General features: G+C 64.6%; 1 protein-coding gene. It reads left to right on the top strand.

The genetic code is table 11. The features are described from left to right. Window positions 1-285: hypothetical protein (locus tag ACW9IR_RS29905; RefSeq protein ID WP_457466209.1), on the top strand; the 285-nt coding region annotated here is incomplete at both ends.

The raw sequence follows: 285 nt of genomic DNA, 5'->3' as shown, positions 1-285 counted from the left end.
CCGTAACGGCCTGGGCCTGTCGCGCATGTGGCAGTTGGGCAACAGCCATCAGATCGAAACCGGCCTGGACTGGCATCGCAAGAGCGACGACAGCGGCCTGATGCGTGCTTTCGGCCAACAGGACCGCGCCTGGGTCGGCGGTCGCCATGGCCTGACGGCACGGGACCAATTGAGCTGGGAAGTGGCACAGCGCTCGTTCTCGACCCGTGCCGGCGACTCGTTGGGCAATGGTCATGCGCTGAAGCTGGAGCTTAACCACACGCTGGAATTCGCCGGGCCTAACTG

It is taken from the genome of Pseudomonas sp. SDT291_1_S447, from assembly GCF_054070155.1.
This window is presented reverse-complemented; position numbering and strand designations above follow the sequence as displayed.